The sequence below is a fragment of the Homoserinibacter gongjuensis genome (genome assembly GCF_030161875.1).
GTDB lineage: Bacteria > Actinomycetota > Actinomycetes > Actinomycetales > Microbacteriaceae > Homoserinibacter > Homoserinibacter gongjuensis.
Genome location: NZ_BSVA01000001.1, coordinates 2,016,211 through 2,041,156, shown reverse-complemented (window position 1 = coordinate 2,041,156; position 24,946 = coordinate 2,016,211). Strand labels below are relative to the sequence as shown.

The 24,946-nt window shown below is 71.3% G+C and carries 25 protein-coding genes and 5 pseudogenes; 14 read left to right on the top strand and 16 right to left on the bottom strand.

Features of this window, described 5'->3' with window-relative positions; genetic code table 11:
* Nucleotides 1-18 precede the first annotated feature (18 nt).
* Together QQK29_RS11050 and QQK29_RS11045 are read right to left on the bottom strand one after the other, a co-directional pair.
* Nucleotides 19-1,044, bottom strand: a complete 1,026-nt coding sequence (locus QQK29_RS11050) for an AAA family ATPase (RefSeq protein WP_431308686.1) — start codon at nucleotides 1,042-1,044, stop codon at nucleotides 19-21.
* Between the two features lie 281 nt (nucleotides 1,045-1,325).
* Nucleotides 1,326-2,087, bottom strand: a complete 762-nt coding sequence (locus tag QQK29_RS11045) for a coenzyme F420-0:L-glutamate ligase (protein WP_284301957.1) — start codon at nucleotides 2,085-2,087, stop codon at nucleotides 1,326-1,328.
* 178 nt (nucleotides 2,088-2,265) lie between these two features.
* On the opposite strand from QQK29_RS11045, the gene QQK29_RS11040 reads away from it, so the two are divergent.
* Nucleotides 2,266-2,805 carry a cysteine hydrolase family protein gene (locus tag QQK29_RS11040; RefSeq protein ID WP_284300295.1) on the top strand — a complete coding sequence of 180 codons (540 nt, stop codon included), beginning with the start codon at nucleotides 2,266-2,268 and terminating at the stop codon, nucleotides 2,803-2,805.
* A 59-nt stretch (nucleotides 2,806-2,864) separates the two neighbouring features.
* Here QQK29_RS11040 and QQK29_RS11035 read toward each other — a convergent pair whose 3' ends face one another.
* Genes QQK29_RS11035 through QQK29_RS11025 form a run of 3 tightly spaced genes read right to left on the bottom strand, consistent with a single transcriptional unit; the run spans nucleotide 2,865 to nucleotide 5,576 of the window.
* A complete protein-coding gene (locus QQK29_RS11035; protein WP_284300293.1) occupies nucleotides 2,865-3,866 on the bottom strand; it encodes a TIGR03557 family F420-dependent LLM class oxidoreductase in 1,002 nt (333 codons plus the stop codon).
* A gap of 37 nt (nucleotides 3,867-3,903) precedes the next feature.
* Nucleotides 3,904-4,188, bottom strand: a complete 285-nt coding sequence (locus QQK29_RS11030; RefSeq protein WP_284300291.1) for a hypothetical protein — start codon at nucleotides 4,186-4,188, stop codon at nucleotides 3,904-3,906.
* Nucleotides 4,189-4,235: 47 nt separating this feature from the next.
* Entirely contained in the window at nucleotides 4,236-5,576 is a 1,341-nt protein-coding gene (locus QQK29_RS11025; RefSeq protein ID WP_284300289.1) for a serine hydrolase domain-containing protein, read from the bottom strand.
* 119 nt (nucleotides 5,577-5,695) lie between these two features.
* On the opposite strand from QQK29_RS11025, the gene QQK29_RS11020 reads away from it, so the two are divergent.
* From QQK29_RS11020 to QQK29_RS11010, 4 genes and pseudogenes are all read left to right on the top strand, one after another.
* Nucleotides 5,696-6,031: a PadR family transcriptional regulator gene (locus QQK29_RS11020; protein WP_284300286.1), complete on the top strand. Its 336-nt coding sequence runs from the start codon at nucleotides 5,696-5,698 to the stop codon at nucleotides 6,029-6,031.
* 2 nt (nucleotides 6,032-6,033) lie between these two features.
* A pseudogene (locus QQK29_RS18690) lies at nucleotides 6,034-6,339 on the top strand (DUF1048 domain-containing protein); the annotation flags it as partial.
* A gap of 54 nt (nucleotides 6,340-6,393) precedes the next feature.
* Nucleotides 6,394-7,181, top strand: a pseudogene (locus QQK29_RS11015) (ABC transporter ATP-binding protein).
* Nucleotides 7,178-7,942 carry an ABC transporter permease gene (locus tag QQK29_RS11010; RefSeq protein ID WP_284300284.1) on the top strand — a complete coding sequence of 255 codons (765 nt, stop codon included), beginning with the start codon at nucleotides 7,178-7,180 and terminating at the stop codon, nucleotides 7,940-7,942. The pseudogene QQK29_RS11015 and the gene QQK29_RS11010 overlap by 4 nt, the downstream one beginning before the upstream one ends.
* Nucleotides 7,943-7,978: 36 nt before the next feature.
* On the opposite strand, the pseudogene QQK29_RS11005 reads toward QQK29_RS11010, so the two are convergent.
* A pseudogene (locus tag QQK29_RS11005) lies at nucleotides 7,979-9,023 on the bottom strand (zinc-dependent alcohol dehydrogenase family protein); the annotation flags it as partial.
* Nucleotides 9,024-9,201: 178 nt separating this feature from the next.
* Here QQK29_RS11005 and QQK29_RS11000 point away from each other — a divergent pair.
* Complete coding sequence (locus tag QQK29_RS11000) at nucleotides 9,202-9,591, top strand: glyoxalase superfamily protein (protein WP_284300282.1); 390 nt, start codon at nucleotides 9,202-9,204, stop codon at nucleotides 9,589-9,591.
* Nucleotides 9,592-9,616: 25 nt separating this feature from the next.
* On the opposite strand, the pseudogene fgd reads toward QQK29_RS11000, so the two are convergent.
* Nucleotides 9,617-10,626: pseudogene (fgd, locus tag QQK29_RS10995) on the bottom strand (glucose-6-phosphate dehydrogenase (coenzyme-F420)).
* A 72-nt stretch (nucleotides 10,627-10,698) separates the two neighbouring features.
* Here fgd and QQK29_RS10990 point away from each other — a divergent pair.
* Nucleotides 10,699-11,562 (top strand): DUF3800 domain-containing protein, encoded by an 864-nt coding sequence (locus QQK29_RS10990; RefSeq protein WP_284300280.1) that lies wholly within the window; start codon nucleotides 10,699-10,701, stop codon nucleotides 11,560-11,562.
* 339 nt (nucleotides 11,563-11,901) lie between these two features.
* Nucleotides 11,902-13,542: a DUF4333 domain-containing protein gene (locus QQK29_RS10985; protein WP_284300278.1), complete on the top strand. Its 1,641-nt coding sequence runs from the start codon at nucleotides 11,902-11,904 to the stop codon at nucleotides 13,540-13,542.
* A gap of 10 nt (nucleotides 13,543-13,552) precedes the next feature.
* On the opposite strand, the gene coaD is transcribed toward QQK29_RS10985, so the two are convergent.
* Nucleotides 13,553-14,038 carry a pantetheine-phosphate adenylyltransferase gene (gene coaD / locus QQK29_RS10980; RefSeq protein ID WP_284300276.1) on the bottom strand — a complete coding sequence of 162 codons (486 nt, stop codon included), beginning with the start codon at nucleotides 14,036-14,038 and terminating at the stop codon, nucleotides 13,553-13,555.
* A 143-nt stretch (nucleotides 14,039-14,181) separates the two neighbouring features.
* Here coaD and QQK29_RS10975 point away from each other — a divergent pair, with 143 nt between their 5' ends.
* A complete protein-coding gene (locus QQK29_RS10975; protein ID WP_284300273.1) occupies nucleotides 14,182-14,481 on the top strand; it encodes a helix-turn-helix domain-containing protein in 300 nt (99 codons plus the stop codon).
* Between the two features lie 110 nt (nucleotides 14,482-14,591).
* Here the strand turns inward: QQK29_RS10975 and QQK29_RS10970 are convergent.
* From QQK29_RS10970 to QQK29_RS10960, 3 genes and pseudogenes are all read right to left on the bottom strand, one after another.
* Nucleotides 14,592-16,761, bottom strand: a pseudogene (locus QQK29_RS10970) (ATP-dependent DNA helicase RecG).
* 40 nt (nucleotides 16,762-16,801) lie between these two features.
* Nucleotides 16,802-17,188, bottom strand: a complete 387-nt coding sequence (locus QQK29_RS10965; protein ID WP_284300271.1) for an NAD-binding protein — start codon at nucleotides 17,186-17,188, stop codon at nucleotides 16,802-16,804.
* Entirely contained in the window at nucleotides 17,143-17,676 is a 534-nt protein-coding gene (locus QQK29_RS10960) for an NAD(P)-dependent oxidoreductase (RefSeq protein ID WP_284300268.1), read from the bottom strand. The genes QQK29_RS10965 and QQK29_RS10960 overlap by 46 nt, the downstream gene beginning before the upstream one ends.
* 134 nt (nucleotides 17,677-17,810) lie before the next feature.
* Between QQK29_RS10960 and QQK29_RS10955 the strand changes: the two genes are divergently transcribed.
* Entirely contained in the window at nucleotides 17,811-18,446 is a 636-nt protein-coding gene (locus tag QQK29_RS10955) for an RsmD family RNA methyltransferase (protein ID WP_284300266.1), read from the top strand.
* A gap of 249 nt (nucleotides 18,447-18,695) precedes the next feature.
* Here the strand turns inward: QQK29_RS10955 and thiL are convergent, their stop codons facing one another.
* Nucleotides 18,696-19,679 (bottom strand): thiamine-phosphate kinase, encoded by a 984-nt coding sequence (gene thiL / locus QQK29_RS10950; RefSeq protein WP_284300264.1) that lies wholly within the window; start codon nucleotides 19,677-19,679, stop codon nucleotides 18,696-18,698.
* 21 nt (nucleotides 19,680-19,700) lie between these two features.
* Here thiL and QQK29_RS10945 point away from each other — a divergent pair, with 21 nt between their 5' ends.
* The gene (locus tag QQK29_RS10945) at nucleotides 19,701-20,222 is read left to right on the top strand and encodes a DUF3515 family protein (RefSeq protein WP_284300262.1); all 522 of its coding nucleotides are present in this window, start codon (nucleotides 19,701-19,703) and stop codon (nucleotides 20,220-20,222) included.
* A 2-nt stretch (nucleotides 20,223-20,224) separates the two neighbouring features.
* Nucleotides 20,225-20,872, top strand: coding sequence for a TetR/AcrR family transcriptional regulator (locus QQK29_RS10940; RefSeq protein WP_284300259.1), 648 nt, complete (start codon nucleotides 20,225-20,227; stop codon nucleotides 20,870-20,872).
* A gap of 29 nt (nucleotides 20,873-20,901) precedes the next feature.
* Here QQK29_RS10940 and QQK29_RS10935 read toward each other — a convergent pair whose 3' ends face one another.
* The 4 genes from QQK29_RS10935 to QQK29_RS10920 are packed head-to-tail and all read right to left on the bottom strand — an operon-like array spanning nucleotide 20,902 to nucleotide 24,120.
* Nucleotides 20,902-21,558 carry a hypothetical protein gene (locus QQK29_RS10935; RefSeq protein ID WP_284300257.1) on the bottom strand — a complete coding sequence of 219 codons (657 nt, stop codon included), beginning with the start codon at nucleotides 21,556-21,558 and terminating at the stop codon, nucleotides 20,902-20,904.
* Nucleotides 21,555-21,947 carry a hypothetical protein gene (locus QQK29_RS10930; RefSeq protein ID WP_284300255.1) on the bottom strand — a complete coding sequence of 131 codons (393 nt, stop codon included), beginning with the start codon at nucleotides 21,945-21,947 and terminating at the stop codon, nucleotides 21,555-21,557. The genes QQK29_RS10935 and QQK29_RS10930 overlap by 4 nt, the downstream gene beginning before the upstream one ends.
* Before the next feature lie 36 nt (nucleotides 21,948-21,983).
* Nucleotides 21,984-23,066, bottom strand: coding sequence for a D-alanine--D-alanine ligase family protein (locus QQK29_RS10925; protein ID WP_284300253.1), 1,083 nt, complete (start codon nucleotides 23,064-23,066; stop codon nucleotides 21,984-21,986).
* 28 nt (nucleotides 23,067-23,094) lie between these two features.
* Nucleotides 23,095-24,120, bottom strand: coding sequence for an NAD(P)H-dependent glycerol-3-phosphate dehydrogenase (locus QQK29_RS10920; RefSeq protein WP_284300252.1), 1,026 nt, complete (start codon nucleotides 24,118-24,120; stop codon nucleotides 23,095-23,097).
* Between the two features lie 65 nt (nucleotides 24,121-24,185).
* On the opposite strand from QQK29_RS10920, the gene QQK29_RS10915 reads away from it, so the two are divergent.
* On the top strand, nucleotides 24,186-24,644 hold the full coding sequence (locus tag QQK29_RS10915; RefSeq protein ID WP_284300249.1) for an EI24 domain-containing protein: 459 nt from the start codon (nucleotides 24,186-24,188) through the stop codon (nucleotides 24,642-24,644).
* Nucleotides 24,605-24,946 (top strand): EI24 domain-containing protein, encoded by a 342-nt coding sequence (locus QQK29_RS10910; protein ID WP_284300246.1) that lies wholly within the window; start codon nucleotides 24,605-24,607, stop codon nucleotides 24,944-24,946. Before QQK29_RS10915 ends, QQK29_RS10910 begins: the two co-directional genes overlap by 40 nt.

Below are 24,946 nucleotides of genomic sequence, written 5' to 3'. Positions count from 1 at the left end.
CGGCGGCTTCGGTGCGGTTCAGGCGGTTCCGGATGCGCCGAGCGGCACGGGCGTGGCCTGCACGATGCGTGCGGCGATGTCGGCGAGCGCCTCACGGCCGTAGCCGCCGGAGGACTTCGCCGGCATCAGGCGGTGGGCGAGCACCGACACGGCGAGCGCGTCGATGTCATCCGGCAACACGAAGTCACGCCCGTCGAGGGCCGCACGCGCCTTCGCGGCGCGCACGAGCTGCAGCGTCGCGCGCGGGCTCGCCCCGAGCCGCAACTCGCGGTCGGCGCGCGTGCCTGCGGCGATCGCCACGACGTACTGCTCCACCGCGGGGCTCACGTACACCTCGCGCACGGTGCGGATCATGCGCTGCAGACGGGAGATCGTCACGACGGGCCGCAGCCGGTCGAGCGGGCTGCCCTGCTCACGTTGCCGCAGCATCGAGGCCTCGTTCGCGGCATCCGGGTACCCCATCGAGATGCGGGCCATGAAGCGGTCGCGCTGCGCCTCGGGCAAGGCGTAGGTGCCCTCCATCTCGACCGGGTTCTGGGTTGCGATCACCGTGAAGGGATCGGGCAGCTCGTAGGTGGCGCCGTCGACCGACACCTGGCGCTCCTCCATCGACTCCAGCAGCGCCGACTGCGTCTTGGGGCTCGCCCGGTTGATCTCGTCGCCGATCACGATGTTGGCGAACACCGGCCCGGGCTTGAACTCGAAGTCGCGCGCGGCCTGGTTGAACACCGAGACACCCGTGATGTCGGACGGCAGCAGGTCGGGCGTGAACTGGATGCGGCTGACGGTGCAGTCGACGCTGCGGGCGAGCGCACGGGCGAGCATCGTCTTGCCGACGCCGGGAACGTCTTCGACGAGCAGGTGCCCCTCGGCCAACAGCACGGTCGTGGCGAGCTCGATGACGTCGCGTTTGCCGTCGATCACCGTCTCGACGGCGGCCATCACGGCACGCGCGTCGAGCAGGAACTCGGGTGCGGACAAGGGTCCCGTGGAGGTCTCGGCCTCGATGCCGACGTCCTCCCCGGTCTCGGGGACGCGTTCCATCGTCCGAGTCTTGCACGGCGTGGTGGATCCGTCACCCTCCTTGAGGATGACGGTCAGCTTGGCCGCCGACCCCCGCGGCGCCGGGCCGCATCCGGAACGACCCGCCGCATCCGGGCCCCCTTGTGCCAAACGCTGCAGCGTTCGGCGACACGCACCAGGGATTGCAGGCGCGGGTGGCCAAAAGGTGGCGCGCGAGGATGCGGCCCCGCACCCGGCGCTCAGTTGCCACCCGTTGTCGCCTCGAAGCTCGTGAGGCGACAACGAGCGGCACGTGAAGGCGCTCAGGCCTGGCTGTCGCGCGCGGCGAGGCCCGCGGCGTAGCCGTCGGCATAGGCCTCGCGGCTGCCCCAACGGAACATGTCGCGCTCGGAGGGGCGGATGAGGGCGCGCGCGCCGGGCACGTCGAGCCCGGTCACGAGGTGGCCGAGACCCCGGATGACGGCCACGGGCCGGTTGCCGGCCTTGCCTTTCACAAGCTCCGCGGCGGCAGCGAGTTCGTCGGCGATCGCGGGTGCGGTGACCGCGAGCGGCCGCCCGTTGCCGTCGACGCTGCCGGCGAGTTCCTGCAAGACGACGACTCCCGCGGCGCCGATGGCGGCATCCGTCTGACCTTCACGCCAGGGGCGGCCGAGCGTGTCGGTGAGGATGACGCCCACCCGGATGCCGAGCCGGTCGCGCAGCACCTCGGCGAGGTGGCGGGCGGAGCGGTCGGGATCCTCGGGCAGCAGCAGCACGTGGCCGTCGGGCGCGTTGGAGGCGTCGACGCCCGCGGCGGCCATCACGAGCCCCTGGCGGTTCTCGACGATGCGGGTCGTGCCCGAGCCGTCGGCGTGTGCGCGCTCGGCCACCACGCGCACCGTCTCGGCGGTGATGGCGTCCTCGCGGTCGGCGGCAGCGACGATCCGGCCCTCGGCCTTCGACACGATCTTGCTCGTGACCGCGATGATGTCGCCGTCGTGCGCGACGCCCGCGAGCGCGTCGCCCAGGATGCCGGCCAGGTCGTCCCCGGGCCGGAACTCGGGCAAACCGAGCAGAGCGAACATGCTGACGGTGGGGCCGGTGGGGGTCACTCCCCATCCTCGCCGAGACCGCGCATCCGACGCCATCCGGGCCGGTTTGCGCGGCAGATGCGCGGTCTCGATCGCCGAGGTGTCGGGATGTCGCGGCAGCTTGGCGGGATCGCCGCTTGTCGCGGCTCGGCGAGGGTTGCACAGTGGGGGCATGACCCAAGCACTTCTCGTGATCGACGTTCAGGAATCCTTCCGCGGCACGGAGCGATGGGGCACGATCTCGGATCCCGAGGTGCTCACCCGCGTCGAGGCGCTCGTCGAGCGGTTCCGGGCGGCTGGGGCGCCGGTCTTCTGGATCCTCCACTCCGAGCCCGGCAGTGACAGCGCGTTCGATCCGAAGAGCGGCCTCGTGCGGGTGGTCGACACCCTTCAGCCCGCCGCGGGCGAGCCGGTGATCGTGAAGACCACGATCAACTCCTTCACCTCGACCGAGCTCGAGAAGCGGCTGCGCGACGCGGGCGTCGACCGGCTCGTGCTGTGCGGCATCCGCACCGAGCAGTGCGTCGAGACCACCGCGCGCATCGCCACGGATCTGGGCTTCGACACGACCGTCGTGCTCGATGCGACGGCCACGAACCCGGCCGGCGCGCTGAGCGCGCAGCAGGTGATCGAGCGCACCGCCGAGGTGCTCAGCGCGCGCGAGTTCGCCCACGTCGTGACGCTCGACGAACTCTCGCTCCCCGTTGGTTGAGGAGCGGCCGCAGGCCGCGTCTCGAAACCAGCGGCCACGGGTGCTCGATGCAGCGGCCCTCAGCGGCTGAGCTTCGGCAGCACCTCGCGCCCGAACACCTCGAGGAACGTGGCCTGGTCGCGGCTCACCCCGTGCAGGTACACGCGGTCGAAGCCGAGGTCGAGGTAGCGCTGGATGTGCACGCGGTGGGCGTCGGGGTCGTCCGAGATGAGCACGCGACCCTCGAAGTCCTCCGCCCGCACGGTGCGGGCGATCTGCTCGAGCTCGAACGGCGAGCGGATGTCGGACTTCGGGAACCGCATCCCCGCGTTCGGCCATTCGCGCAGCGCCGCCGCGACCGCCTCATCCCGCGTCGGCGCCCACGACAGGTGCAGCCGGATGATGCGCGTCTGCGTCTCGGCACGGCGCCCCACCTCGCGGGCCCCTTCGGCGAAACGCTGTAGCAGCGGCGCGACCTTGTCGATCGGCGCCCCGTCGACCACGATCCCGTCGACGGTGCGCCCGGCCCGCTTCGCGGTGACCGGACCCGCGGTGCCGATCAGAATCGGCGGGGCGGCATCCGGCATCGTCCAGAGACGCGTCGACTCGAGCTTGTAGTACTGCCCCTCGTGGCGCGCGTCGCGCCCCGCGAGGGATGCCGCGAACAGCTTCTTGATGATGTCGACCGCCTCGAACATCCGGTTGATGCGCTCGGGTGCCTCGGGCCAGTAGCGCCCGACGACGTGCTCATTGATGGCCTCGCCCGAGCCGAGCCCCAGCCAGTGCCGCCCCGGGTACATGGCGGCGAGGGTCGCCGAGGCCTGCGCGACCATCGCCGGATGCCAGCGGAAGGTCGGCGCGGTCACCCCGGTTCCGAGGTCCCCCGTGGTGACCTGGCCGAGCGCCGACAGCACGTTCCACACGAAGCTCGCCTGCCCCTGCTGCGGCACCCACGGCTGGAAGTGGTCGGCCGCCATGACGCCCGTGAACCCGGCCTGTTCCGCCGCCTGCGCGAGGGCGATCACCTCGTTCGGCGCGAAGCGCTCGAGCATGGCGGCGTAGCCGATGTGGGGCGTGGTCACGGCTCCATTGTGGTGTGCCGTGCGCCGCCGCGGCGACTCAGCGCACCGTGACCGTGCCGTAGGCGTCGACCGTCACGATGCGCGTCTCGACCTTGCGGTTCACGACGCGCACGATCACGACGATGAGCCAGAGCCCCGCGGTGACGAGCGCGAGGATCGTGTTCCAGAACCAGCCAATGCGCTTCTTGCGTTGCAGGATGCCCTGCCCGCCCGAGACGCTGCCGACGGTCCACCCCTGCGCAGCCAGTCGGGCCACCTCGGAGTTCAGGATCGCGGCCTGCTGCTCCTGGGTGATCGGGTGGCGGTCGATCGCGGCGTTCATGCAACCACGTTAGGTGTCGAGCCTGCTCGTCAGCCGAGCGTCGCCCGTCAGTTCAGCGCCGCGATCGCATCCGCCGCGAGCTGCGCCACCGTGTCCGACGCCGACGCCGCGGGGGTGAAGCCGAGCCGCACCACCACGAGCTCCTCCGACGGGATCACGAGCATGAGCTGCCCGTCGTGGCCGTTCGCCGAGTACGCATCCGAGGGCAGGCCGGGCCAGCGCAGCGAGCCGTCGGGCAGCACGTTCACGCGCCAGCCCATGCCGTAGCCGGGGTCGTCGGAGACGTCGGTGTCGGTCACCGACAGGCTCTGGGTCATCCAGTCGGTCGGCAGCAGCTGCTCGCCGTTCCATTCGCCGTTCTGCAGGGCAAACTGCCCGACGGCGGCCCAATCGCGCGGCGTCGCCCACATGTAGGAGGAGCAGACCGGCGTTCCCGACGCATCGGGTTCGAGCACGGCCGACGACAGGCCCAAAGCAGAGAACAGCGTCTGCCGCGGCAGGTCGGCGCCGAGGCCCGTACGCGACACCAGCACCGAGCACAGCAGCGTCGTCGAGCCGCTCGAGTACTGCTGCACCTCACCGATGCCGTGCGCGAGGGGCAGGCCCGCCACATACGACCCCATGTCGGGCTCGAGGTAGAGCATGCGGGTGATGGGCGTGCCGAGGTCGTAGGTCTCGTCCCACTCGAGGCCCGCGTTCATGCGCAGCAGGTTCTCGATCGTGATGTCGGCGCGCTCGTCGGTCCACTCGGGGCGCAGGTGGTCGTCGTCCAGCGACACGACGCCCTTCTGCGCGAGCATGCCCGTCATGAGCGAGGTCACGCTCTTCGTCATCGACCAGCCGAGCTGCGGCGTGGAGGCATCGAATCCCTCGGCGTAGCGCTCGGCCACGAGCTCGCCGCCCTTCACGATCACGACGCCGCGGGTTCCCAGGTTCGCGACCACCTCATCCGGCTCCCCCGCCGCGAAGGCACGATCGAGCGCGGCCTCGAGCTCGGCATTCGGCGCGGGCGTCGCCGCATCCGTGAAGGGGTTACCAGCACCGGATACCGGGGTCGCCTCGCCGAGGTCGAGCGGCGCCGAGGCGAGGGTGCAGCCGAAGCCCTCGGTGTAGCGCGCCTGCTGCGGGGTGCCGACACCGAACACGGATGCCGTGGCGACCTCGCCGTCGACGTCCACGTCGAGGTAGGGCACGAGCGGGTTGGGCGGCAGGTCGGACGCCGGATCGTCGCGCCCGGTCACGAGCTCAACCGCGCACGCGTTGTGGGCGGCATATCCGGTGCCGGTCAGCAGCAGCGGTCCCTGCCAGAGGTAGACACCCGTGACGGCGACGGTCAGAACCACGAGGACGGCAGCGACGGCGATGCCGATCCGACGGAGGATGCGCATCCGGGGATGCTATCCGGAAACTTGAGTACCTAGTGTTGCGGAGTACCGGTACTCAGTGTTACCGTCTACCGGTACTCAGCAACACCGAGTAGCAACCACACGACAGACAGGAGACCCCGATGGGCAAACAGGCCACCGAGATGCTCAAGGGCATCCTGGAGGGCATCCTGCTCGCGATCATCTCCGAGCGGCCCGCCTACGGCTACGAGATCACCGCCGAACTGCGCGAACGCGGCTTCAGCGACATCGTCGAGGGCACGGTCTACGCCGTGCTGCTGCGCATCGAGCAGCGGGGACTCGTGGATGTCGAGAAGGTGCCGTCCGAGAAGGGCCCGCCACGCAAGGTCTACACACTCAACGCCCAGGGCCGCGACTCGCTCGCGGAGTTCTGGGGCAACTGGAGCTTCCTCGCCGGCCGACTCGAGCAGCTCCGCACCGACAACGAAGGAAACTGACCATGGCCGCCAAATGGATCGAACTCGTCACGGGTTCGCTCGACCAGAAGAAGCAGTACAAGCAGAGCCGTGCGCGCCTCGAGGCGCTGCCGGAGCCCTACCTCACGGCCGCGAAGGCGATCGAGCGCTACCTCATGTCGTCGGGCAGCATCACCGACGGCGACACGATCGTACGGATGATGGGCGACCTGGCCGAGCTGTGGGAGCGCGCGGCGGCCGACGGCACGCCCGTGCGCGACATCGTGGGCGACGACCCGGTCGAGTTCACCGAGACGTTCCGCGCCGCCTACGCGGGCAAGGAATGGATCGATAAGGCGCGCGCGGCTGCGCCGGGCGATCGACGACGCAGCCGGAGGTGCGGAATGACCGCAATCCGTGAGACCGCCGCGCCCGCAGCCATCCGCGTCGCCGGCATCGAGAAGCGCTACGGCGAGCTCGAGGTGCTGAGGGGCGTCGACCTCGAGGTCGCACCCGGCAGCATCTTCGCGCTGCTCGGCTCGAACGGTGCCGGCAAGACGACGCTCGTGCGCATCCTGGCCACCCTCATCACCGCGGATGCCGGCACGGCATCCGTCGCGGGGTTCGACGTCGCGACCCAGCCGGCGCGCGTGCGCGGCGCCATCAGCCTCACGGGGCAGTTCGCCGCGGTCGACGAGGTGCTCACCGGCCGCGAGAACCTCGCGCTCGTGGCGCGGCTGCGGCACGAGAAGAACCCGGGCGCCGTCGCCGACGAGCTGCTCGAACGGTTCTCACTCACCGAGGCCGGCGCACGCCGCGCGGGCACCTACTCGGGCGGCATGCGCCGCCGCCTCGACATCGCGATGAGCCTCATCGGCGCGCCGTCGGTGATCTTCCTCGACGAGCCGACCACGGGCCTCGACCCCGAGGCGCGCATCGAGGTGTGGGATGCCGTGAAGGCGCTCGCGCGCAAGGGCACCACGGTCTTCCTCACCACGCAGTACCTCGACGAGGCCGAGCAACTCGCCGACCGCATCGCGATCCTGCACCACGGCCGCATCATCGCCAACGACACCCTCGACGCGCTCAAGAAGCTGCTGCCCCCGCAGAGGTGCGCTACGTCGAGCAGCAACCCACCCTCGAGCAGATCTTCTTCGCGCTCGTCGGCGACCAGAACGGAGCAGCGGCATGACCGCCATCGATTTCGTCAGCGACACCGCGGTGCTCACGGGCCGCACCCTGCGGCACGTGACCCGCAGCATCGACACCATCATCACGACGGCGATCATGCCGATCGGCATCATGCTGATGTTCGTCTACGTCTTCGGCGGGGCGATCGACACGGGCGACACGCCCTACATCGACTACCTGCTGCCCGGCATCCTGCTGATCACCGTGGCATCCGGGGTGTCCTACACCGGTTACCGGCTGTTCATGGACCTGAAGAGCGGCATCTTCGAGCGCTTCCAGTCGCTGCCGATCGGCCGCACGGGTGTGCTGTGGGCTCATGTGCTCACCTCGCTCGCCGCGAACCTCGTGTCGCTTGTGCTCGTCGTGGCGGTCGCGGTGCTCATGGGCTTCCGCACCGGCACGGATGTGGTGGGCTGGCTCGCCGTCACCGTCATCCTGCTGCTGTTCACGCTCGCCCTCACCTGGGTGGCGGTGATCGCCGGCCTCTCGGCGAACTCCGTGGAGGGCGCGAGTGCGTTCTCGTACCCGCTCATCTTCCTGCCGTTCGTGAGCTCGGCATTCGTGCCGACGGAGACGATGCCGGCGCCCGTGCGCTGGTTCGCCGAGAACCAGCCGGTGACCTCGATCGTGAACAGCATCCGCGCGGTGTTCGCGGGGCAGCCCGTGGGAGCCGACATCTGGATCGCGCTCGCCTGGTGCCTCGGCATCCTGGTGGCGGCAGTCATCGCGGCTCGGCTCGTGTACCGGCGCAAGCTCACCTGAGGGCTCGGCCGGGGCGCGGCAGCGCTGGCGGCGGTCAGGGCGCAGCAGCACCTTGATCGCCCGCCGCTCGTCCATCGCGGCGTACGCCCCGGCCACCTCGGTGAGCGGCAGCTCGAGGTCGAACACGGCCCCGGGCTGCAGGCGCCCGTCCCACACCTCGGGCAGCAGCTCCCCGACGTAGTTGCGCACGGGCGCCACTCCCCCGCGCACGCCGACGTTCGAGTTGAACATGCGCCGGATGGGCAACTCGGGGGCACCGTTCGGCACGCCCACGAAACCCACCTGACCGCCGGGCCGCGCGGAGCGCAGCGCCTGATCCATCGACTCCTTGGTTCCCACGCACTCGAGCACAGCATCCGCCCCGATGCCGTCGAAGAGCTCGCGGATGCGGGCCACCCTCGTCACCGCGCTCGGCCACGATGTCGGTCGCGCCGAAGCGCAGCGCGAGGGCCTGACGGTCGGCATGCCGCGACATCGCCACGATGCGCTCGGCACCGAGCCGCGCCGAGGCGAGCACCGCGCAGAGGCCCACGGCGCCGTCGCCCACGACGACGACGGTGTCGCCGGGACCGACGCCCGCCGAGACCGCCGCGTGGTGGCCGGTGCCCATCACATCCGAGAGGGTCAGCAGGTGCGGCACGAGGGCGTCGTCCGGCATCGACGGGGTGGCGACGAGCGAGCCGTCGGCGTGCGGCACGCGCACGAGCTCACCCTGGCCGCCGTCGGCGAAGGCACCCATCCGGTCGTCGGAGCCCCACCATCCGCCGTTCAGACACGAGGTCGAGAAGCCGTTGACGCAGTTCACGCACGTCATGTCGCAGTCGTAGAACGGGGCGATCACGAAGTCGCCCACCCGGATGCGCGCGACGTCCGGGCCCACCTCCTCGACGATGCCCACGAACTCGTGCCCGATGCGGTGCGGCTCGTGCGTCGGCGTCACGCCCCGGTACGGCCACAGGTCGGAGCCGCACACGCACGCCGCCACGACGCGCACGATCGCGTCGCCGCCCGTGCTGAGCCGCGGATCCGGCACCTCCTCGAGACGGACGTCACCTGGTGCATGGATGAGGGTCGCGCGCATGCTCCGAGGCTAGACCGTGGGGCGCGCCGCGTCCCTCCTCCATGGCGAAGCGGCGTTGTGGCGGCTCGGCCGGCCCCCGGGTCCGATCCGCCATGTAGACGGGACGGATTTCTCCACGCGGACACCTTCTGTCCGCATCGCTTTCTAGCCTGGAGGCACACAACGAAGGAGAAGCATCATGGTCGACTACCGCATTGAACTCGTCGCACTGCCCGTCTCGGATGTCGATCGGGCGAGGGCCTTCTACGGCGACACCCTCGGCTGGCCGGTCGACCACGACCACGTCGTGAGCGACGAGGTTCGCTTCGTGCAGGTCACCCCGCCCGGATCGGCATGCTCGATCGCGTTCGGCCGCGGCATCAGCGAGATGGCGCCCGGGTCATTGCGTGCCCTGCAGGTCGTCGTGTCGTCAGCGGATGAGGCACTCGCCGACCTGCGCGGCCGCGGTGTCGAGGCGAGCGACATCGACGAGCAGCCGTGGGGCCGCTTCGTGTACTTCAGCGACCCCGACGGCAACAGCTGGGCCGTGCAGGAGCTGCCCGACTACTCCGCGCAGGCTCAGCAGTAGGCCGCCGCGCCCGCGACTGCGTTCGTCAGAGCGCGCGCAGTCGCGGCGCGAGGTCGCGCTCGAAGAGTTCCATGAAGCGGCGCTGGTCGTGGCCCGGCGCATGGAACACCAGGTGGTTCAGCCCCCAGTCGATGTACTGCTTGATCTCGGCGACCACCGCATCCGGGTCGGAGCCCACGATCCACCGCGACGCGATCTGCTCGATCGGCAAGGCATCCGCCGCCTTCTCCATCTCGACGGGGTCGGTGATGTCGTGCTTCTGCTCCTTGCTGAGGGCGAGCGGCGCCCAGAAGCGGGTGTTCTCGAGCGCGACCTCGGGGTCGGTGTCGTAGGAGAGCTTGATCTCGATCATGCGGTCGACGTCGCCGACGCGCTTACCCGCCTTCTCGGCACCCTCTGCCACCGCCGGCAGCAGCTCGTCGCGGTAGAGCGCCGCACCCTTGCCCGAGGTGCAGATGAAGCCGTCGCCCGCGCGACCCGCGTAGCGGGCCACCATCGGACCGCCCGCCGCGATGTACACCGGCACGGGCGTCTCCGGCCGGTCGTAGATGGATGCATCGACGGTCTGGTAGTAGTCGCCGGCGAAGTTCACGCGGTCGTCGGTCCACAGCTCACGCATGAGGTCGACGGACTCGCGCAGGCGCGCGAAGCGCTCCTTGAACTCCGGCCACTCGCCGCGCCAGCCGGTCGCGATCTCGTTGAGCGCCTCACCCGTGCCCACCCCCAGGAACACCCGCCCCGGATACAGCACGCCCATCGTCGCGAAAGCCTGCGCGATCACGGCCGGGTTGTAGCGGAAGGTCGGCGTCATCACGCTCGTGCCGATGAGCACGTTCGAGGTGCGCTCCCCACCGCCGCCATCCAGGCGAGCGAGAACGGCGCATGGCCGCCCTCGTGCCGCCACGGCTGGAAGTGGTCGGAGGTCGTCACCGACTCGAAGCCGTGCCCCTCCGCCGCGACCGCGAACTCGACCAGCTCCCGCGGTGCGAACTGCTCAGCTGAAGCCTTGTACCCGAGACGAAGGGGAAGTGTCATGCCCCCATTCTGCGGCGGATGCCGTCGCGGCGCTTCCCCGGGCCGAGAACCGCGCGCGGTAACGTGGCGCCGGTGCTCCTCTTCTACATCGACGAGTCGGGTCACCACCGCATGGCCCCCGACGAACACCACCCCGATCGGCTCGCACGCGACACGACCGACTGGTTCGTGCTGTCGGCGGTGGGCATCCGCGACACCGAGCGTCGCCCGCTCGCCGAGGCGCTCGACGCGCTCAAGACGGCGCGTCTCGGCGCGAGCACCGAGCGCCCGTGGAACGAGACGGAGTTCAAGGGGCGCCGGCTCGCCATCACCCGCCGCCGACTCGAGGGTGCCCGGGCGGATGCGGAGGCCGACTACGCAGCGATCTCGGATGCCGCAGACCTCGATGAGGTCGAGGCGGAGATCGCCGGCCTATTCGCGCGATTCCGCCCGATGGTCTTCACGGTGGCCATCGACAAGCGACGCTTGTTCGCCGAGCGGCCCGGCGAGCCGGCGCTCGGCTGGGCGTACGCCTTCCTCTACCGCCGCATCGCCCTCGAGCTCGAGCGCGATCACCCGGGCGAGGGCGGCGTTCTGGTGGCAGACCAACAGACCGAGCATGAGAAGGCCTTCCGCGACCACGAGCTCACCCGCATCCGCGACGAGCTCGCCAGCCGGGGTCGGCTGCGCGCCGATTACCGACTGCTGCTCGACCGGCCGCTCTGGATCGACTCCTCGCTCTCCACCTGGGACCGCGAGATCATCCAGCTCGCCGACCTCGTCGCTTTCACGACGCACGAGGGAGTGGACCGCGGCTTCCGATCCGACGGCGCGCGGGCGCTGTGGCCCGCGATCCACGCGGTTCTCGCACGCGACGAGCACGGTGAGCCCGACGGCGAGGGCCTCGTGATCTTCCCGAAGCCCGAGGTGTGGCCCGACACGCGCCCTACGGCGTGATGGCGTCGAGGTAGGCGCGCGCCTCCTCGAGCAGCGCGCTCGAGCCGGGCGCGCGCCGCATCCGCTGTCCGACGTTCCTCGTCGGTGACCATGCGGGAAAGTGTGCCACGCGTCGAGACGGCAGTTTCGACCCGAAGATGTCGGCGAGTCGGGTCGAAACTGCCGTCTCGGCGACTCCGGGTGCGGGCGGGGCGCGTCGAGTGCGCCGGATGCAGGTTCGCACGGATGCGGCACGGATGCGGCGGTCAGGTGACGCGGCACCCTGTTCGGGGGCTAGTGAATAGGGGGTCTGCTCGATGACGGTAGAGGTATGGAATCCGCCACTGCGCCTGCGGCTGGGTGGTTTCCCGATCCGGGGGCTCGACGAGCGAACGCTGGTGGTCGGGAGACGCCTGGACCGAGCACACGCGTCAGCCTCTGGGTGCCGCTGTGCCCGAGGCGTTCGCGGCGCACGTGGGCACTCTCGTCGAGGAACGCGTCGTGGCCCCCGTCGAGGCTCCTGCCGAGGCTCCGCTCGAGGAGCGGGTTCCCGAGTTCGCCTTCGCGATGACGGCGACCGAGGCCACGACCGACGACGGAACGGTGCGATCCACGGTCGACGAGCTCGCGCATCCGGGCCGCCATGTGGCACCGCTCGACGCGGAGCCCGAATCGGAGTCCGCGCCGACAGCACCCCTGGCCGGCCCGTCGCGACCGCCGGTCCCGGCAGCTCTGCTCGAGGCGCAGGCCTCAGCGGCTCCGGTGATGACGGTGCCCGTGGTCGAGCCCGAGCCGAGCATCGCGCTGCCGACCGCGCCGGCTCCGGCACCGGTGGCCACGGCGGCGGCGGCAACCGCATCCGCGATGCCCGGCTTCACGATGCCGTCGTTCACCGAGCCCAGCGCGCCACAGGCCAACGCCGCGCAGCAAAGCGCAGCGCAGCCCGGCGCCCCACAACCTCCCGCCCCGCAGGCATCCGCCCAGCCCGCCTTCGCGACTCCGACCTTCGCGGAGCCGGTCGCTCCCGCACCGGCGGCTGCCGCCGCCGAGGGGTTCGTGATGCCGAACTTGGCCACTCCGCTCGTCATGCCCGACGAGGCGCCGGCGCCACTGGGCCGCCACGCCGACGAGCCGGCCTACGTGCCGGAGGCGCCGAAGCAGGCGGCACCCGCCCCCGCCCCCGTCGGCTTCACGTCATCGGCCGACCCGACCATCGCCAACCGGTACCGGCAGGCGATCCACGCGCCGGAGCAACCGGAAGCCGACCCGCTCGGCGCTCCCCTCGGCACACCCCTCGCACCTACGCTCGGCGGCTCGCCCGCGCCGCTCGGCACCTCGCCCGCGCAGCCCGGCTGGGCCGGGATGCCGCTCCCCGGACCCGGCGGGGCGGCACCGGGCTACGCGCCGGCACCTGGGGGCTACGCCGCTCCGGGCGCAGCACCCGGGTTCGCGCCGGCAGCGGGTCTCGCGCCGACTCCCGGGTATGCGCCCACGCCGAGCTACGCGCCGGCCAGCTACGCGGCGCCCACGGGCAGCAACAAGGCCGCCAAGCTCGCCCTGTCATCCGGCATCAGCTCTCTCGCCGCGCTCGCGTTCATCATCTTCGGGCGCATCCTCATCGTGCCGAGCGTCTTGAGCCTGGTTGCGATCGTCGCGGGCATCGTGGGCCTCGTGCTCGCGAGGCGCGCCGGTGTCGGCAAGTGGTCGGCTCTCGGCGGTCTGCTGATGGGCATCGCCACGTCGGTCACGCTCACGGTGAGCCTCGTCGTGACGGTGATGGGAGCCTTCGCGCTCGACACCTCGCTCGTCGAAGACGACATCGTCGCGAACGCCGCCCCGCTCTATGGTGTCGACGTCGTGAGCGCCAATTGCCCCGACGACGTCTCTGCGCTCACCACCACGAGCTTCACGTGCACGGCATTCGACAGCAGCGGCGGTGCCTACCTGGTCGAGGTCGAGCTCACCGACGACGGCTACCTGAGCTGGGAGCTCCAGCTCTGACCCCGCCGCGTCAGCGCGGCTGCTCGAGGAAGTCAGCCACGACGCGCGGCACGTAGGGCGACACGTCGCCGCCGAGCGACGCGACCTGCCGCACGAGCGAGCTCGACACGTGCGCGTGGGCCGGGTCGGGCAGCATGAAGATCGTCTCGACCTTGGCGAGGTTGCGGTTGACGATCGCCATGGGGGTCTCGTACGCCACGTCGACCTGCGAGCGGATGCCCTTCACGAGCACGCTCGCCCCGACATCCGTGCAGTAGTCCACGAGCAGGCCGACGCTCCAGCTCGTCACCAGGATGTTGCCCGGGATGCGTGCCTCCGCGATCGACTCCTGGATGAGCGACACCCGTTGCGCGATCGGGAGCAGCGCCGATTTGTCGGGGTTGTGCACCACAAGCACGTGAAGCTCGTCGAAGAGGTGCGCTGCACGTTCGATCACATCGAGGTGCCCGAGGGTCACGGGGTCGAACGAGCCGGGAACGACGGCGATCCTGGTCATATCCGCGATCCTATCGGGCGGATGCGACCGATCCGCGAGTGCGTCGTGCCGCGTCGGCCTCCCATCGTCCGCTCAGCCGCACCGTGACAGGATGCCGGATATATCAGGCCTGCTCTGCCCCGTTCGCGCGGCACGGTGGCCGGGTGGGGGAACAACCGGACGACGGGTGGGCGTCGTTCGCGCGCGAGTTCGGCATCCGGCTGCACCGTGCGCGGATCGAGGCCGCCCTCACCCAGGAGGAGCTCGCCTACGCCGCGGGACTCACCCGCTCGCACTACCAGCAGCTCGAGAAAGGCCTCTCGCGGCCCGGAGTGGCCGCGAACCCCTCGCTGCGTACGATCGTGGCGCTCGCCGATGTGCTCGGGCTGCCGCTCGACGCGCTCGTGCCGCCGCTCGACCACCCCGGGCGTGAGCAGCGTCCACGGCGGGGGCTCGCCGGCTGAACCGGGAAGCGCTGGTTTCGAGACGCGTCCGGCTGCGCCGGCCGCTCCTCAACCAGCTGACAGTCGGGCGGCGGCGCCGGTTTCGAGACGCGCCCGGCTGACAGTCGCCGCTACGACTTGCCGAGGAAGGCGCGCTCCGACTCGTCGAAGCGGCGGGCGATCGCCTCGCGCAGCGGCTCGAACCCGGCAAGCGCCGGGTCGGCATCCATGAGGTCCTCGGCCACCGTGCGCGCCTCCGCGATCACCTCGGCGTCCTCCACGACCCGCAGCAGCTTGAGCGACGAACGCCTGCCCGACTGGGTTCCACCGAGCACGTCGCCCTCGCGACGCAGCTCGAGGTCGGCCTGGGCGAGCTCGAATCCGTCGAGCGTCGCCGCCACCGCCTCGACGCGGTCACGCGCAAGCGTGTTCTGCTCGGCGCGCGTCACGAAGAGGGCGATGCCCGGCACACCACCGCGGCCCACGCGCCCGCGAAGCTGGTGCAGCTGGGCGACACCGAAACGGTCGGCATCGAGCACGATCATCGTCGACGCGTTCGGCACGTCGACGCCGACCTCGATCACCGTCGTCGCGACCAGCACGTCGATCTCCCCGCGGCGAAGGCCCGCATCGTGCGGTCCTTCTCCTCACCCGACATGCGTCCGTGCAACGGCTCGATGCGCCGCCCGGCGAGAGACGGATGCGTGCGCAGCCGGGCGAGCGTCTCGAGCACGGACGCCGGCGGTGGCGCGTCGGGCTCGACATCCAGTTCGGCAGGCGTGTCGTCGTCTCGAACGGAGTCACCGGATGCCGCGACCTCGATCGCGGGGCAGACGACGAAACCCTGACGCCCCTCGGCGAGCTCCTCGGCGAGACGCTCCCACACCCGCGCCTCCCAGCCCGGGTGCTCGGCGAGCGGCACGACATGCGAGGTGATGGGCGCCCGCCCGGCAGGCAGCGTGCGGAGCGTCGACACGTCGAGGTCGCCGAAGACCGTCATCGCGACCGTGCGCGGGATGGGTGTCGCGCTCAGTACGAGCACGTGCGGCGCCTGCCCCTTCAGCCGGATCGCCTCCCGCTGCTCCACGCCGAAGCGATGCTGCTCATCGACCACCACCAGCCCGAGGTCGGCGAAGGTCACCTGATCGCCCAGCAGAGCGTGTGTGCCCACGACGATCGCTGCTCCCCGGATGCCGCCGCCAGCAGCGCCTTTCGGCGCTCGGCCGTCGACAATTGGCCCGTGAGCAGGGTGACGCGCAGCCGCGCCGCGAGGTCGGGCCCGAGCATCGCCACGATCGAGCGCAGATGCTGCCCCGCAAGCACCTCGGTCGGCGCGAGGAACGCCGACTGCCCGCCCGACTCGGCGACCGCGAGCATCGCCCGCAGCGCCACGAGCGTCTTGCCTGAACCCACCTCGCCCTGCACGAGCCGACTCATGGGGATGCCGCTCGCGAGCTCCGCCTCGATCTCGGCTCCGACCGACTGCTGGTCCTCGGTGAGCGGCCAAGGCAGGTTCGCGTCGAAGCCCTGCGAGAGCGCCCCGGGCACGCGGGGCGGCCCCGTCACCGAACGCCGCTCGGCACGCTGCCCGAAGAGGGCGAGCTGCAGCACGAGCGCCTCCTGGAACCGCAGCGCCTCGCGCGCCCGTCGCCAGTCGGCATCCGTCTCAGGCCGATGCACGTTGAGCAGCGCGTCGCGAAACGCGAGCAGCCCGCGTGCGGCGCGCACCTCATCCGGAACCGGGTCGTTGAGCGGCGGGAGCACGTGGAGGATCGTCTCGATCGCCTTCTGCAGCTTCCAGCTGGGGAAGCTCGCCGTCGCCGGGTAGAGCGGCACGGGCGTCTCGGCCCAGCGGCGCGCCTGGTCGGCGTCCATGGTGGCGGCCTCGTCGGGGTCGAAGAGCTCGTAATCCGGATGGGTGAGCTGCCGGGCGCCGCGGTAGGCGCCGATCTTGCCGGAGAAGATGCCGCGCACTCCCGGCCGCAGCTCCTGCTTGCGGTACGGCTGGTTGAAGAAGGTGAGCGTCAGGATGCCGTGTCCGTCGCTGATGGTGGCCTCGAGGATCGAGCCGCGCCGGTTCTGCATGCGCCGTTCGGAGACGCTGCGCACCTCGGCGACGATCGTCACGGGCTCGTCGAGGCGCAGCTCGCTGAGCGCCGTCAGCTCACCCCGGCGCGCATACCGCCGCGGGTAGTGCGCGAGCAGGTCTCCGACCGTGCGCATGCCGAACGCCTTCTCGAGCACCTGCGCCGTGCGCCCGCCCAGCGCGGATGCGAGCCTCTGGTCGAGCGGGGTATCCACGTTCCGAGGGTACCGAGGGTGGCGACGCCCGCGGGGCTCCTCACTCAGCGGGCGGCGCGGCGAACATGCGGGCGACGGCCACCATGTCGGCATCGGCGTGCCCGGATGCCGCGGTCGCTTCGTAGAGGCCCGCCACGAGGTCGATGATGGGCGTGGTGGCGCCGGCCTCGCGCGCCGCGTCGAGCACGAGTCGGCAGTTCTTCACGACGTCGGAGATCGCGGCCTGCGGCGACTCGTCGCCCGCCACGAGCTTGGCTGCTTTCACGCGAGCGATGGGGCTGTCCATCGGGCTCGCCTCGAGCACCCGCACCACGGATGCCACATCGACCCCGGCGGTACGTGCGGCCGTGAGCGCCTCGGCGAGCGCCGCCACCATCGCCATCATGTAGTGGTTGACCGCGATCTTGGTGCGCAGCGCCCCGGGCACCTCACCGCACCGCACGACCGCCTTCCCGAGCGGGGTGAGCAGTGCCTCCGCCGCGTCGAGCGCGTCGGAGTCCTCCCCGCGAGCATCACCACGAGCTCGCCGCGCTCCGCGGGCACGCGCGACCCCGAGACGGGCGCCTCCACGTAGCTGCCACCCGCCGCGTGGATCTCCGCCGCGAGCGCCTCCGAGTACGCGGGCGAGTTGGTGCCCGAGACGATCACGCGCCGACCGGCCACGCGCCGGGCGAAGGCGGGCGTGCCCCGGCCGAGCACGGCATCCGTCGCGAGCTCGTCGCGCAGCATGAGCACGACCGTGTCGCACGCCGCGAAGAGCGCGTCGGGATCGGCCGCGAGCAGAGCGCCGCGTTCGACGAGCGGCGCGCACGCCTCGGCACGACGACTCCACACGGCGAGCTCGACGCTCGCATCGAGCAGCCGTGTCGCCATCGGCAGCCCCATGATCCCGATCCCCGCGAATCCGACCGTCATGACGGAATCGTGGCAGGGCGCGTATGCCCGCAGCGCGATCCAGTGCGGCATCCGCGGCCTGTTGCGCTCGCCGCCCGCCGCGCGCAGATCGAGGGCTGAGCCGGCGGCCAGCCGCGCTTCGCTAGCCTGAGCGCGTGACGCGCATCATCGCCGGATTCGCCGGCTCGCTCGCCCTCGCGGTGCCGAAGTCGGGCACGCGCCCGACGAGCGACCGCGTGCGTGAGGCGATCTTCTCGGCGCTCGACGCGCGCGACCTCATCGCGGGCATCCGCGTGCTCGACCTCTACGCGGGGTCCGGTGCGCTCGGGCTCGAGGCCGCCTCCCGCGGGGCCGACGAGGTGACGCTCGTCGATCGCTCCCGCGAAGCGGGCAGCGTGGCCCGGCGCAACGCCGACCGCGTCGGGCGTGCGGCGCCCGCCGCGGGGGCGCCTCGCATCCGCTGCGTGGTGCAGCCCGTGCAGGCGTTCCTCACCGGCTCGACGGGCGGCTGGGATCTGGTCTTCCTCGACCCGCCGTACGAGCTCGCGGGCGGTGAGCTCGTCGACGACCTGCGGCTGCTCGTCGAGCGGGTGGCCCCGGATGCCGTGATCGTGGTCGAGCGCTCGGCGCGCGATCCCGAGCCCGCCTGGCCCGCCGGGCTCACGCTCGACCGACGCACGGCCTACGGCGAGACGGCGGTCTTCTGGCTCTCCCCGCCTAGCGCGCGCATCCGCCCGTCGTTGTGCTGTTGTGCAGGAAATCTGCGGCCTGTTGCGGCCTGTCGCGGATGAGAGGCCTGATTTTCCGGGGCAGGCGCGGCCGCGCCGCGCGGCCGTTCCTGCACAACAGCGAGAGTCCTGCACAACAGCGAGAGTCCTGCACAACAGCGAGAGTCCTGCACAACAGCGCGGGGCGGCGGTGGCACGCTGCGGCACGGCTACTCGCGCAGTGGAGGGCGGCAGGGACGACGCCGCGCCAGCCGGCGATGCCGCCACGCCGCGCGCCAGCCGGCGACGCCGCGCCCAGCCGGCGACGCCGCGTCAGCCGCTTCCGCCGTCCCAGTCGGCGTACGGGTCCCAGCCGCCGCGGCGGGTGAAGGCGCGCCCGTCGACGCGGAGCTCCGGGGCGCCCGCGACCACCCGGCCGATCGGGCGGAAGCCCGCCGGCAGTTCCCGGGGCGCGGGGAACGTCGCGAGCAGCGCGTGATCCTCGCCGCCGGTGAGCGCGAGCGGCGAGCCCACGGCTACCGCGTCGAGGTCGAGGACGACCCCGGATGCCTCGGCGAGCCGTCGCGCGTCGAGGGCGAGGCCGTCGCTCACATCCATCATGGCCGTCGCGCCCGCGCGCGCCGCCACGACCCCGGACCCGATCGGCGGATGCGGGGCCAGCTGCGCGTCGAGCTCGCGATCGAAGGTGGGACGCAGCGCCGTGGCGGCGTCCGCATCCGGTTCGCCCGCATGACCCACGCCGCGCTCGAACAGCAGCTCGAGCCCGCGCCCGGCGAGGCCGAGCTCACCGCACACGGCGACGATGTCGCCCGCCCGGGCCCCGGAGCGCAGCACGGGAGCGCGCCCCTCGAGATCGCCGAACGCCGTCACGGCGACCGTGAGCTGGTCGGACACCGAGAGGTCGCCCCCGACGACGCCGCACCCGGGCGCGAGCGCTGCGCACGACTCGCGTAGCCCGTCGGCGAAGGCTTCGAGCCACGCGGCCGGCGTCGAGGCGGGCGCCACGAGCGCCACCACGAGCGCCGTCGGCCGCGCCCCCACCGCCGCAACATCCGCGAGGTTGGTGGCGGCCGCCTTCCAGCCCAGCTGGAAGGGGCTCGACCACGCGTGTCGAAAGTCGGGTCCGTGCACGAGCGTGTCGGTGGTCACCACGAACCGGCCATCGGGCGCTGCCACCACCGCGGCGTCGTCACCCGGCCCGAGCAGAGCGGATGCGGCATCCGGCAGGCGCGGAAAGATGCGTCGCAGCACCGCGGACTCCCCGAGAGCGCCCAGGGTCTCGTCCGCCTCCGTCACCTCGCCAGGTTAGCCTGGAGTGTGCGCATCTCCCGAGTCGTCGTCGCCGCGGCAGCGGCCGCCTCGCTCGTGGCATCGCTCGCCGGATGCTCGGCCATCGTTCCCCTGCAGGCGGCCGACGATTCCAACAATCCGGGGTGCGCGGATGTCATCGTGCGGCTGCCCGAGGACGTCGCCGGCCAGGAGCGTCGCGAGACCAACGCGCAGGCGACCGGGGCCTGGGGATCGCCCACGACCGTGCTGCTGTACTGCGGCGTCGAGGTGCCGAGCGCGTCGACGCAGCGCTGCATCCAGATCGACGGCATCTACTGGCTCGTCGACGACAGCCAGAAGCCCAGCTACGTGCTGCGCAGCTACGGCCGCGAGCCCGCGATCGACGTCGTGGTCGACACCACGCAGACGGGCACGACGCCCGCCCTCATGGATCTCTCGCGCGCCGTGTCGTGGACGACCCCCAACGGCCACGCGTGCACCGACCTCGACGACGCCGAGATCATCGACGGCGACTCGGGCGCGGGCGCCGGTACGGAGTCGGGCGGCTGACCGTGGCGCGGGCGCGTGCCGAACGGCGGGAGGTCGCGGAGAGCCGCGAGCGCATCCTCGACGCCGCGGAGGTGTTCTTCGCCGAACACGGCGTCGACGCGTCGCTGCATCGGCTGGCCGAGCTCGCGGGCCTCGGCAACGCCACCCTTTTCCGGCGCTTTCCGAGCCGCGATGACCTCATCCGGGCCCTCTACGACCGCGCCGTGGCGCGCGTCGACGACCTCGTGGCGATCATCGAGCGCAACGAGCAGCCGGGCTGGGACCGCCTGCAGGCCTTCGCCTACGGCAGCGTCGAGCTCATGTTCGCACTTCCCGTGCTGCCCGCCGTCATGCGTCGGATGGCCGAGATCGATCCCGATTACCGCCCGGGTGACCGCTGGGTCGCCCCGCTGCTGCGCGACCTCGAGCTCGCGCAGGCCGACGGCGTGGTGCGAGCGGATGCGAGGGGCTACGACGTCGCGTCGATCCCGCTCGCGCTCGGCGGCATGGCGCACCTGGCCGACCCCATGCGGCACATCCTGGGCATGCGCCTCGTGGCGATCATGCTCGACGGACTGCGCGCGCCCGGCGCCACCCCGCTCGAGAGCATCTCGCTGACGCTCGAGGCCTATCACCGCGGGGTGCACGGCCTCGACGGCACCGGGGACTGATCAGCGAAGCACGGAACGTCGCCGCGCGCTCACGAGCAGCAGCAGGCCCATGGCGAGCGCACCGAGCGCCCAGGGTGCCGCCCCTCGTCCGGTCCCGTCGCCGCGAGCTGCGGGTCGTCGGCGGCGGGCTGCACCGCGGCGGGGATCGTGAAGCTCACGGCGTCGCTCAGCGCCAGGCCGCTGCCGTTGAGCCGGGGCAGCCGCAGCAGCAGCAGGTGCTGACCAGGGGCGAGGCTCGACACGTCGAAGCGCAACTGGCCGCCGACCACGCGGCTCCAGCCGAGCGAGGTCGGCGTCGAGTATCCCGTGCCGTGGAACCAGGTGTGCCCGCCGAAGGGATCACCGCTCGGCACGTCGACGACGAGGGTGCTGCCGTCGAGGTGGGCGCCCTGGATGAGCGTGAGCGCGGTGTTCGCGGCAACCGTCTCGGCATCCGTCTGCTCGACGAGTGCGGGCTCGGCCGCGAAGACGTAGACGTTCGCGAAAGCGCCGACGAGCTCGACTCCCGACACCGACACCACGGGGCGCAGCAGCAGCCCGTGAAGGGCGAGGCTCGCGGGGATCGACAGTTCGGGTCCGCTCACGCCTGCCAGCTCGGTCCACGGGCCGAAGGGGCTCGTCGCGGTCTGCCAGCGGATGAGGCTGTCGTCGCCGTTCACGAAGTGCGCGGTCTGGCTGAGCGTCACCCCTCGGGCAGGTACATCGGGCTCGGCGACCACTCGAGTCGCTTCACGACGAGGGTGTACGGCGCGCTGTAGCTCGTGACGCCGCCTGCATCGGTGACCGCCGCGCGGTAGTCGCCGCCCGAGCCGGCGTAGACGGGGAACATGATCCAGTCGGCGAAGCCCGACACGGGGTACCAGGCGCTCTCGCCTTCCGGCCGCCACTCCCAGCTGTAGCTCACGACATCCGCCGGCGCATTCACGAGGTAGATGTCGGCGGTCGAGCCTTCGAAATACTCGGCGATCGAGCTCGTCGCCGCGAAGTCGTCGGCGGCCGACGCGGATGCGGTGGGCACGAGCGCGAGCCCCAGGGCCGAGACGAACGCGAGAGCGAGAGCGGTGAATCGGATCACTTCTCGAATATAGCGGACTCTGGAGTCCACTTAACGTCAGCGTCGAGCGGCGAGACCCAATTCTATGAGCTCGGTGATGAGCTCGGGATACGACATCCCGCTCGCCTGCCAACAGCTCGGGAACATCGAGATCGGCGTGAATCCCGGCATCGTGTTGATCTCGTTGACGACGAACCCCGCGTCGGTCAGGAAGAAGTCCACCCGCGCGAGCCCCGCCCCGCCGATCGCCTCGAACGAGCGCGCCGCGATGCGCTGCATCTCGCGCAACTCGCCGTCCCCGAGCGATGCCGGGCAGATCAGCTGCGCGGCGTCCGGGTCGAGGTACTTGGCGTCGAAGTCGTAGAAGTCGCGTCCCGTCACGACGATCTCGCCCGCAACGCTCACGCGCGGCTCGCCGCCGTCGCGTCCCTCGAGCACGGCGCATTCGACCTCACGGCCCACGATCGCGGCCTCGACCAGCACCGTGCTGTCCTCGGCGAACGCCAGCTCGATCGCGGCATCCAATTCGGTCTCGTCGGTGACCTTCGTGACGCCCACCGACGATCCGGCGCGCGACGGCTTCACGAAGACCGGCATCCCGAGGCCGCGGATGCGACGCTCGAAGAGTTCACGTTGCCCGCCCCACCTGGCTCGAGTGAGCGAGACCCAGGGGGCCACCTCGACCCCGGCCGAGACGAGCACCGACTTGGTCATGTGCTTGTCCATGGCGAGAGCGGATGCGAGCACCCCGTTGCCGACGTAGGGCACGTCGAGCAGATCCAGCTCGCCCTGCACCGTGCCGTCCTCGCCGAACCTGCCGTGCAGGATCGGGAACACCACGTCGATGTCGCCGAGCGACGACTCGACCCCGTCGGCGTCGACCAGGGTGAACGCCCGCGAGGTCGCCGCATCCGGCAGACGCACGCGCGTGCCGTTGTCGACCACCTCGGGCAGCTCGGCCCGCAACGCGAACAGCTCGGCGTCGTCGGGCTGCAGCGTCCAGGCGCCCGCGCGCGTGATGCCGATCGGCACCACCTCGTACCTCTCGCGATCGATGGCCGTCAGCACGCCCGCCGCGGTCGCACAGGAGATGCCGTGCTCGCTCGAGCGCCCGCCGAACAGCAGGGCGACGCGGATCATGCGGCCTCCGGGCTCGGGACGGCCCGGGTCATTCGCCCTGCGGCACGTCGGTGTCGGTCGTGAGGTGCGGGGCGATGTCCCGCGGGTCCAGCGTACCCGCCAGCACCTCGGCCACCTGGCTCACGATGGGCATCTCGACCCCGCGCTCCGCCGCGAGCTCGAGGATGGGAGCCACCGAGGTGATGCCCTCCGCCGTCTGGTTCATCTGCGCGATGACCGCGTGATAGTCGTACCCCTGTCCGAGCAGGCGGCCCGCGGTGTTGTTGCGCGAGAGCGGCGACTCGCACGTCGCGATGAGGTCGCCGAGCCCCGCGAGGCCGCTCATGGTCTCGGGCAGCGCCCCGAACGCGACAGCGAAGTCGGTCATCTCCACGAGTCCGCGCGTGATGATCGAGGCCTTGGTGTTCTCGCCGTAGCCGACGCCGTCGACGATGCCGATCGCGACCGCGATCAGGTTCTTGAGCACGCCACCGAATTCGGTGCCCACGACATCCGTGTTCACGAACGAGCGGAAGTACGGGTTGCGGGCCGCGAGCGCCACCGCGGATGCCGTCTCGAGGCTCGACGACGACACGACGGCCGCCGTGGGTTGCTGCTTGGCGATCTCGAGCGCGAGGTTCGGGCCCGAGACGACGGCGATGCGCTCGGGTGCGATGTCGAGCTCCTGCGCGATCACCTCGCTCATGCGGTAGCGGGTGCCCTTCTCGACACCCTTCATGAGCGAGACCACGGGCACGCGTTCGGGGATCAGCTCGCGCACGATGCGCAGGTTCTCGCGCAGCGATTGGCTCGGCACCGAGAGATACACCTGCTGCGCCCCGGCGAGCACCTCGGGCAGCATGCTCGACGCATCGATGCCGAGCGGCAGGTTGATGCCGGGCAGGTAGTCGGAGTTGCGGTGCGACTGCATGATCTCGCGCGCCACCTCCGGGCGCCTGGCCCAGATCGACACGCGCGACCCGCCGTCGGCGAGGATCTTCGCGAACGTGGTGCCCCAGGATCCGGCACCGAGCACGGCTACACGCCGCGATTCGGCGACCTCGTCCAGACTCACCCGCCCATTCTCCCCCATGCACATGCCGCCGCCGTGCGCATCGCCGCGTCGGTACCCTGGATGCCATGGCCGCCGGATCGGGACGGATGCGACGCTGGTTCGGCGAGTTCGCGCGCGGCTTCATCTCGTTGCGGCACGGATTCGCCTTCTGGCGGGTGCGCCCGGGTCTCATGGCGCTCGGACTCGTGCCCGCGGTCATCGTGGCGGCGGTGTTCGCGGTGCTGCTCGTGCTGCTCGCGATCAACCTCGACACGATCACCACCTGGATGACGCCCTTCGCCGCGAACTGGTGGGAGTGGGCCCGGGTCGCGATCCGGGTCACCATCGGCGTCGCCACCCTCGCCGGTGCGCTCGTGCTCGTCGGATTCGCGTTCACGGCGGTGACGCTGCTCGTGGGCGACCCCGTCTACGAGAAGATCTGGCGCGGTGTCGAGGAGCACGCCGGCGGCCTTCCCCGGTGCGGGAGCCCGGGTTCTGGCGCAGCGTGGGCGACGCCGCCCGGCTCGTGCTGCAGGGCGTCGTGAGCGGCCTCGTGATCTGGATCCTCGGGTTCATCCCCGTGCTGGGCCTGCTCGCGCCCGCGCTCGGCTTCCTCGTGGCCAGCCGCCTGGTGGCCCTCGAGCTGACCGCCCGACCGCTCGAGGCGCGCGGGCTCGATCGTCGTGAACGGGTGCGGATGCTGCGCTCCCGCAACCCCCGCGTGCTCGGCTTCGGGGTGGCCGTGCACCTGTGCTACCTCGTACCGGGCGGTCAGATCGCGGTCATGCCCGCCGCCGTCGTGACCGCGACCCTGCTCGCCCGCGAGGCGCACGCATCCGGTGGCTGA

Coding starts and splice junctions, on each gene's coding strand:
- QQK29_RS11040 (WP_284300295.1), top strand. CDS start 2,266: ATGACCCAAGCACTTCTCGTGATCGACGTTCAGGAATCCTTCCGCGGC.
- QQK29_RS10915 (WP_284300249.1), top strand. CDS start 24,186: ATGGCCGCCGGATCGGGACGGATGCGACGCTGGTTCGGCGAGTTCGCG.
- QQK29_RS11025 (WP_284300289.1), bottom strand. CDS start 5,576: ATGCGCATCCTCCGTCGGATCGGCATCGCCGTCGCTGCCGTCCTCGTG.
- QQK29_RS10925 (WP_284300253.1), bottom strand. CDS start 23,066: ATGATCCGCGTCGCCCTGCTGTTCGGCGGGCGCTCGAGCGAGCACGGC.
- QQK29_RS11045 (WP_284301957.1), bottom strand. CDS start 2,087: ATGTTCGCTCTGCTCGGTTTGCCCGAGTTCCGGCCCGGGGACGACCTG.
- QQK29_RS11010 (WP_284300284.1), top strand. CDS start 7,178: ATGACCGCCATCGATTTCGTCAGCGACACCGCGGTGCTCACGGGCCGC.
- coaD (WP_284300276.1), bottom strand. CDS start 14,038: ATGACCAGGATCGCCGTCGTTCCCGGCTCGTTCGACCCCGTGACCCTC.
- QQK29_RS10960 (WP_284300268.1), bottom strand. CDS start 17,676: ATGACGGTCGGATTCGCGGGGATCGGGATCATGGGGCTGCCGATGGCG.
- QQK29_RS11050 (WP_431308686.1), bottom strand. CDS start 1,044: ATGGAACGCGTCCCCGAGACCGGGGAGGACGTCGGCATCGAGGCCGAG.
- QQK29_RS11020 (WP_284300286.1), top strand. CDS start 5,696: ATGGGCAAACAGGCCACCGAGATGCTCAAGGGCATCCTGGAGGGCATC.
- QQK29_RS11000 (WP_284300282.1), top strand. CDS start 9,202: ATGGTCGACTACCGCATTGAACTCGTCGCACTGCCCGTCTCGGATGTC.
- QQK29_RS11030 (WP_284300291.1), bottom strand. CDS start 4,188: ATGAACGCCGCGATCGACCGCCACCCGATCACCCAGGAGCAGCAGGCC.